Source organism: Propionivibrio sp. (assembly GCF_017995515.1).
Classification (GTDB): domain Bacteria; phylum Pseudomonadota; class Gammaproteobacteria; order Burkholderiales; family Rhodocyclaceae; genus Propionivibrio.
In genome coordinates this window covers 1-6,844 of the sequence record NZ_JAGOIT010000079.1, presented here as the reverse complement: position 1 = coordinate 6,844, position 6,844 = coordinate 1, and the positions used below count along the sequence as shown (strand labels likewise).

Below are 6,844 nucleotides of genomic sequence, written 5' to 3'. Positions count from 1 at the left end.
CCTTCGTACTCGTCCGGGTTCTCGGTGCCGGGGTTGAAGATCACGCGCCTGGGATGGATGGCCCGGAGCTGCTCGAACAGTCCCTCCTGGCGCTTCGGGCCGACGTAGAGCGTGACCGTGTCTACGGTGCCGGGAACGTCGGCGAGCTGCGCGTAAACTTTCCGCTCCATGATCGTTTCCACGGCCGGCGCCACGGGGATCGGGTTGTGCCCGTACTCGATCAGCATCTTCATGGCCTTGTTCGAGTAGCGTTCCTCGTTGTTGCTTGCGCCGATGACGACAACGTTTTCCATGTGCTTCCCTTTCTCGACAGGTTAGTGATCGCAGGCGTTTGCGCCCGGCACCAGCGTGCCGGCAATGCAGTGTGCGACCAGTGTTTCCGGCGCTTCGACGGGCGCGCCGACGATGACTTCGATTCCGTGTTCGGCAAAGAGTGCCTGCGCGCGCTGGCCCATGCCGCCGGCGATGATGCGATTGACGCCCCGTTCCGCGAGCCACGGCGGGAGCAGCCCCGGCTGGTGCGGCGGCGCCTCGACATCCTCGCGGATCATCACGGACTTGCCTTCCGGATCGACGTCGAGCAGGGCGAAGCTGGCGCAGTGGCCGAAATGGACGGCGAGTTTGCCGTCAGCGAGGGGGATGGCGAAACGCATGATCAGGCTCCTTGATTGAAAGTGGTGTGGCTCATTGCACGGCGAGTTCCTTCCAGATGCCGCGGATGTCGTCGGCCGACGGGCAATCGGTATCGACGACCGCCTTTTCCTGAATCTGGGCGCGGGTGACCGACGGGTCGTAGCGGACACGGCCGACGACGCGGGCGCCGGACTGGCGCGCCTGCGCCTCGATGCGTCCGGTCATCTCCGGGTTGATGTCCCACTTGTTGACGCAGACCGCCGCCGGGATGCCGAAGTGCCGCGTCAGCCCGAGCACGCGTTCGAGGTCGTGCGCGCCGGATAGGGTCGGCTCGGTGACCAGCAGCACGTCGGTCGCGCCGGTGAGCGAGGCGATGACCGGGCAGCCGATGCCGGGCGGGCCGTCGACGAGGATCAGCGGATGTTCGCCTTCTTCGGCGATGCGCCGCGCCTGCTGGCGCACCGTGGTGACGAGCTTGCCGGAGTTCTCGGCGGCGACGCCGAGGCGGGCGTGCACCATCGGGCCGCAGGCGGTGTCGGAGATCATCCACTCGCCGCAGCGCCGCTCGGGGAACTCGATGACGTCCATCGGGCAGGTTTCCAGGCAGACGCCGCAGCCTTCGCAGGCCGTCGGGTCGATCCAGTAGGTGTCGTGGCCAGCCTCCGGTTTCGGCTCCATGATCGCGCCGAAACGGCACTCGGGCAGGCAGACGCCGCAGTTGCAGCAGACTTCCTCCATCACTACCGCCTGGTGGCCGCTCATGAAGACGTGTCGCTGGCGAATGGTCGGCGGAATGACCAGGTGCAGGTCGGCGGCGTCGACGTCGCAGTCGGCGATCACCGGGCGTTCGGCGAGTCGGGCGAACGAGGCCGTGATGCTGGTCTTGCCGGTGCCGCCCTTGCCGCTGAGGATGACGAGTTCTTTCATGCGGCGACCTCCAATGCGGCGTGGTGCTCAATGTTGTGCCACAGCTGCGCGAAGTGCTCGCGATAGTCGGGCAGCGCATCGACGATCAATTCGCCGCGCGAGTAGGCTTCGGCGACGCGGCGGTCGTCGGGGATTTCGAGCAGGATCGGGATGTCCTCGGCGGCGCAGTAGCGTTGCACGCGGTCGTCGCCGACGCCGGCGCGGTTGATGACCACGCCGAAGCGCAGGTCGAGCGCGCGCACGGTGTCGACGGCCAGCGTCAGGTCGTGCAGGCCGAAGGGGGTGGGTTCGGTGACGAGCACGACGAAGTCCGAGCCGCGCAGCGTGGCGACGGCCTGGCAGGCCGTGCCCGGCGGCGCGTCGAGGAGCGTCGTGATGCCGTCCTCCTGGCGTTCCTTCAACGCATGCACCAGCGTCGAGGCCAGCGAGACGCCGACGTCGAGGCAGCCGCTCTTGAGCGTGATGCTTCCGGCGCGGGCGGTCTTGATCACGCCGATCCGGTAGTCCTTCTCGCGGATGGCGTCCTGCGGGCAGACCAGCGTGCAGCCGCCGCAGCCGTGGCACAGCTCGGGAAAGAGCAACGGCGTCTTGCCGACCGAGGCCAGCGCGTTGAACTGGCAGAACTCGACGCACTTGTCGCAGGCGTCGCACTTCTCGGGGTCGAAATCGGGGACGGCGATGTTGATCGTTTCCTCGCCGAGCGGTGTGCCGGCGAGGAACAGGTGAGCGTTCGGCTCCTCGACGTCGCAGTCGAGCAGTTGCACCGGCATTGCGTGGATCCGTTCGAGCGTGCGCGCCAGATTGACGGCCAGGCTGGTCTTGCCCGTGCCGCCCTTGCCGGAAGCGATGGCGACGATCATTCCGACCTTCCGCCGCGGAATCCGCGTTTCCCCCTGTGTCGGGCTGTCGCTTCATCGACCTCGTCCTGCCAGCCGTTGCGCGTCGGCGTGATGCCGTCGAACTTCGCGGTGAAGGGCTTGATGTCGAGCAGCGGCGTGCCATCGAGAATGTCGGCGCCGGCGATGTGCAGGACGTTGCTCTCGCGGCTCAGCAATTCGACGACGCTCAGGCCGATGGCGTTGGGACGGCAGGGCGCGCGCGTCGAGAACACGCCGCGTTCCGTGTCCTGGAGGAAGGGCTTGACGCGCAGCTTCGGGGCTTCGGCGCGATCGAAATGGTAGATCAGATAGATGTGCGAGAAGCCGTCGAGGTCGTGCAGGCCGTCGGCGAATTCCGGCAGAAGTTCGACGCGCCCACGGCACGCCTTCGCGTAGACCGGCTGGATCGGCGTCTCCCGCGGTACGAGGTGCTCGCTGCGGATCACGCCGATCGGCCGGAAGATGATGCTGTCGTTCATGCCCAGTGGCTTTCCACGTTGGCCGCGGTCGCTTCGGTCAGTTGTCCGGCGCGGTAGCGGGTGAGGGCTTCCGAGATGGTCGACGCATCGGTGTTGTACACCTTGATCCCGGCGGCAGCGAGGACGCGGAACGCCTTCGGGCCGCAATGCCCGGTGACGAGCGCGTTGGCGCCCGCCTTGACGATCGTCTGTGCCGCCTGGATGCCGGCGCCCTGAGCGGCGTTGAGATTTTGCTGGTTGCTGATGACCCGGCTGGCGCCGCTCTCCAGGTCGTAAAGCAGGAAATTGCGCGCCCGACCGAAGCTGGGGTCGAGCAGCGCATCGAGGTTGTTTCCGGACGTGGTGAAGATCAGTTTCATGGCGCTACCTTGAAGGTATTTGACGGCCTTAATATTGGCATACGCCAATAACAAAGACAAGATTTTTTCGCCAGATTCGTGAGTTTTCAATCCGGTAAATAGTGGCATATGCCATAATTTGCGTTTTGAACGTATCGAGTCGACGCTCTGCAACGGAAGAAACAAGAGGAAAACCCATGCCCATCGTCACCCTGCCCAATGGCGCGTTTCGCGTCTTTCCCTTCAGTATCAGCGCCTACGATGTCGCGCAGGACATCAGCCCGGGCCTCGCGCGCAGCGCGCTGGCGGCGCGCATCAACGATCGCTTGTGCGACCTGTCCACCATCATCACCGAGGATGTGCGTCTGGCGTTGATCACCGAGCGCGATCCCGAGGCGCTCGACTTGTTGCGCCACTCGTGCGCGCACCTGATGGCGATGGCCGTCAAGCAGCTCTACCCGGAAGCGCAAGTGACCATCGGCCCGACGATAGCGGACGGCTTCTACTACGACTTCGCCTATTCGCGCCCCTTTACGCCGGAAGACCTGGCGCAGATCGAGGAGCGGATGCGTGAACTGGCGCGCGCCGACCTCCCGCTCGAACGCAGCGAAGTGCCGCGCGAGGAGGCCGTTCGCCTGTTCGAGTCGCTCGGCGAAACGTACAAGTGCGAGATCATCCGCGACCTGCCGGTCGACGCCGTCGTCTCGCTCTACCGCCAGGGCGATTTCGTCGACCTCTGCCGCGGTCCGCACGTGCCGTCGACGGGCAAGCTCAAGGCCTTCAAGCTGATGAAGGTGGCCGGTGCGTACTGGCGCGGCAACTCGAACAACGCGATGCTGCAGCGCATCTACGGCACCTGCTGGGCGGACGAAAAGAGCCTGAAGGCCTACCTCACCCGGCTGGAGGAAGCCGCCAAGCGCGATCATCGCAAGCTCGGTACCCAGCTCGACCTCTTTCACTTCGACGAATGCGCGCCCGGTTCGGTGTTCTGGCACAGCAAGGGCTGGACGCTGTTCCAGCAACTGATCGCCTACATGCGCCAGCGCCAGTTCGACGCCGGCTACGAGGAGGTGAATACGCCGGACGTCATGGACCGCTCGCTGTGGGAGCTTTCCGGCCACTGGGCCAACTACCGCGACCACATGTTCACCACCGAGACCGAGGACGGCCGCACCTTCGCGCTGAAGCCGATGAACTGCCCGGGCGGCGTCGCGGTCTTCGCCAACGGCCTGAAGAGCTACCGTGACCTGCCGATCCGCATGGCCGAGTTCGGCAAGGTGCACCGCTACGAGCCGTCCGGCGCGCTGCACGGCCTGTTGCGCGTACGCCACTTCACGCAGGACGACGCGCACATCTTCTGCACCACCGCGCAAATGCAGTCCGAATGCGAGACGGTCGTCCGGCTGATCCTCGACATCTACCGCGACTTCGGTTTTGACGAGGTGGCGATCAAGCTCTCGACACGCCCGCCCAATCGCATCGGCAGCGACGAAACCTGGGATCTGCTCGAACGCGCGCTGTCGTCGTCGCTCGACGCGATGGGGCTGGCCTACACGACCAACCCCGGCGAGGGTGCCTTCTACGGCCCGAAGCTCGAATTCGTCCTGCGCGACGCGATCGGCCGCGACTGGCAGTGCGGCACGTTGCAGGTCGACCTCAACCTGCCCGAGCGCTTCGACGTCGCCTACATCGACGAGGCCGGCCAGCGCGTGCGCCCGGTGATGCTGCACCGCGCGCTCTTTGGCTCGCTCGAACGCTTCGCCGGCATCCTGATCGAGCATTACGCCGGCACCTTCCCGGCCTGGCTGGCGCCGGTGCAAGCGGTAGTGTTCGGCGTCACCGACGCGCAGGCCGATTACGTGCGCGCCAGCGTCGACGCATTGAAGCGCGCCGGCGTACGGGCGGTGGCCGACCTGCGCAACGAGAAAGTCGGCTACAAGGTGCGCGAACACACGCTGCAGCGGGTACCGTATCTCCTCGTCGCCGGCGAGCGCGAACGAAGCGAGGGCACGGTGTCGGTGCGCGACGTGGCTGGGAAGGATCTCGGGGCGATGACGCTGCAACAGGTCGCCGCCCTGCTGCAGCGAATGCCCGCGTCGGCATGACCGGGCGGCCGCCCAAGTGCCGCCGTGTCTGCTGTCGGCCGGCGGTTGGTTTGTTCAAGCCGCATCGGGTGGCGTATGCGGCACTCGAAGAAGTGGTGCTGGCGCCCGATGAAATCGAGGCGCTGCGGCTGGCCGACCTCGAAGGCCTTTATCACGCCGATGCGGCTTGTCAGATGCGGATCTCGCGCCAGACCTTCGGCAAGATCGTCGCACAGGCGCGCAGGAAGGTGGCCAGCGCGCTGATCGGCGGCAAGGCGCTGCGCCTTGGCGAACCCTGTCCGGCGCCGGAGGAGGTGGCCGGGGTGGCAGAGGTGGCGATCGGTCCTGCAACAGCGGCTATGCTGGAGTGAAAGAAGACTCTGCGGAGGTGTCATGCGCAAGTGGCTTTGTCTCCTCGTCTTTTTCTGGTTCACCTTCTCCGCCAGTGCGAATGAAACGCCGTGGACCGAGCAGGGCGCCGATGGCGTGCAGGTACATCTCTACCTGTTCTGGTCGCAGACGTGTCCACATTGCGTCGAAGCCCGGCCTCGACTGCTTGATCTCGCCCAACGGCATGGCTGGGTCCGCCTGCATGACTACGAACTGAGCGGGAACAGAGAAAACGTCGAGCGTTTCAAGAAGCTGGCCGATCAGGTCGGCGGCGAGGCGCGTGCCGTACCGACGCTGATCTATTGCGGCCGGATGGAGGTCGGTCTGGACAGAAGCGACGCGGGCATGGCCCGTTTTCTCGGTCGGCTGGAGGCGTGCCGGACGGAGCGGATTCCGTCCGTTGACCCGGAGGCGACGTCCCTACGCCTGCCTTTGATTGGCGAACTCGATACGAACGGTCTTTCGCTACCGCTGCTGACCGTGCTGATCGCCGGCATGGATGCCTTCAACCCCTGTGCCTTCTTCGTGCTGCTCTTCCTGCTCTCGCTGCTCGTGCACCAGTCGGACCGCCGGCGGATGGCGCTGATCGGCGGGGTGTTCGTCGCCTTTTCCGGGCTGATGTACTTCGCCTTCATGGCCGCCTGGCTCAACCTGTTCCTCGTGCTCGGCAGCCTGCCCTGGGTGACCGGCGCGGCCGGGTTGCTGGCGCTGCTGATGGGCGCGGTCAACGTCAAGGACTTCGCGCGCTTCCGGCAGGGGGTCTCCCTGTCGATCTCCGACAGCGGCAAGGCGACGATCTTCCAGCGCGCCCGCCGTTTGCTGGCCGCCGAACGCCTGCCGGCGATGCTCGCCGCGACGGTCGTCCTCGCTGTTTCCGCCAACTTCTACGAACTGTTGTGCACGGCCGGCTTCCCGATGGTGTTCACCCGCCTGCTGACGCTGCAGGGCGGCGGCGCGGCGCAACACTACCTCTACCTCGCGCTGTACAACGTGATCTACGTCCTGCCCCTGCTGGCGATCGTGATCGCCTTCGTGCGCACCATGGGCGCGCGCAAGCTCAGCGAACGCGAGGGGCGTTTGCTCAAGCTGCTGTCCGGCCTGATGATGCTCGGCCT

At 65.8% G+C, this 6,844-nt stretch carries 9 protein-coding genes; 3 read left to right on the top strand and 6 right to left on the bottom strand.

What is annotated here, in order from left to right; all coding sequences use genetic code 11:
- The 6 genes from KBA32_RS12685 to KBA32_RS12660 all read right to left on the bottom strand — a co-directional run.
- On the bottom strand, positions 1–293 hold a 293-nt coding region (locus tag KBA32_RS12685; protein ID WP_294359460.1), incomplete at its 3' end, for a CoA-binding protein.
- Positions 294–314: 21 nt separating this feature from the next.
- Complete coding sequence (locus KBA32_RS12680; protein WP_294359458.1) at positions 315–653, bottom strand: NifB/NifX family molybdenum-iron cluster-binding protein; 339 nt, start codon at positions 651–653, stop codon at positions 315–317.
- Positions 654–684: 31 nt separating this feature from the next.
- On the bottom strand, positions 685–1,560 hold the full coding sequence (locus KBA32_RS12675) for an ATP-binding protein (protein WP_294359455.1): 876 nt from the start codon (positions 1,558–1,560) through the stop codon (positions 685–687).
- Positions 1,557–2,420, bottom strand: coding sequence for an ATP-binding protein (locus KBA32_RS12670; protein WP_294359453.1), 864 nt, complete (start codon positions 2,418–2,420; stop codon positions 1,557–1,559). The genes KBA32_RS12675 and KBA32_RS12670 overlap by 4 nt, the downstream gene beginning before the upstream one ends.
- Entirely contained in the window at positions 2,417–2,917 is a 501-nt protein-coding gene (gene tsaA / locus KBA32_RS12665) for a tRNA (N6-threonylcarbamoyladenosine(37)-N6)-methyltransferase TrmO (protein WP_294359451.1), read from the bottom strand. Before tsaA ends, KBA32_RS12670 begins: the two co-directional genes overlap by 4 nt.
- Positions 2,914–3,276 carry a NifB/NifX family molybdenum-iron cluster-binding protein gene (locus KBA32_RS12660; protein WP_294359450.1) on the bottom strand — a complete coding sequence of 121 codons (363 nt, stop codon included), beginning with the start codon at positions 3,274–3,276 and terminating at the stop codon, positions 2,914–2,916. The genes tsaA and KBA32_RS12660 overlap by 4 nt, the downstream gene beginning before the upstream one ends.
- Before the next feature lie 176 nt (positions 3,277–3,452).
- On the opposite strand from KBA32_RS12660, the gene thrS reads away from it, so the two are divergent.
- The 3 genes from thrS to KBA32_RS12645 all read left to right on the top strand — a co-directional run.
- A complete protein-coding gene (gene thrS, locus KBA32_RS12655; RefSeq protein WP_294359448.1) occupies positions 3,453–5,360 on the top strand; it encodes a threonine--tRNA ligase in 1,908 nt (635 codons plus the stop codon).
- Positions 5,357–5,710 carry a DUF134 domain-containing protein gene (locus KBA32_RS12650; protein WP_294359445.1) on the top strand — a complete coding sequence of 118 codons (354 nt, stop codon included), beginning with the start codon at positions 5,357–5,359 and terminating at the stop codon, positions 5,708–5,710. The genes thrS and KBA32_RS12650 overlap by 4 nt, the downstream gene beginning before the upstream one ends.
- Positions 5,711–5,732: 22 nt before the next feature.
- On the top strand, positions 5,733–6,844 hold a 1,112-nt coding region (locus KBA32_RS12645; protein WP_294359443.1), incomplete at its 3' end, for a thioredoxin family protein.

What these genes read in the sequence shown, in the direction of transcription:
- KBA32_RS12680 (WP_294359458.1), bottom strand. Translation starts at nt 653, where the DNA reads ATGCGTTTCGCCATCCCCCTCGCTGACGGCAAACTCGCCGTCCATTTC.
- KBA32_RS12650 (WP_294359445.1), top strand. Translation starts at nt 5,357, where the DNA reads ATGACCGGGCGGCCGCCCAAGTGCCGCCGTGTCTGCTGTCGGCCGGCG.
- KBA32_RS12670 (WP_294359453.1), bottom strand. Translation starts at nt 2,420, where the DNA reads ATGATCGTCGCCATCGCTTCCGGCAAGGGCGGCACGGGCAAGACCAGC.
- tsaA (WP_294359451.1), bottom strand. Translation starts at nt 2,917, where the DNA reads ATGAACGACAGCATCATCTTCCGGCCGATCGGCGTGATCCGCAGCGAG.
- KBA32_RS12675 (WP_294359455.1), bottom strand. Translation starts at nt 1,560, where the DNA reads ATGAAAGAACTCGTCATCCTCAGCGGCAAGGGCGGCACCGGCAAGACC.
- thrS (WP_294359448.1), top strand. Translation starts at nt 3,453, where the DNA reads ATGCCCATCGTCACCCTGCCCAATGGCGCGTTTCGCGTCTTTCCCTTC.
- KBA32_RS12660 (WP_294359450.1), bottom strand. Translation starts at nt 3,276, where the DNA reads ATGAAACTGATCTTCACCACGTCCGGAAACAACCTCGATGCGCTGCTC.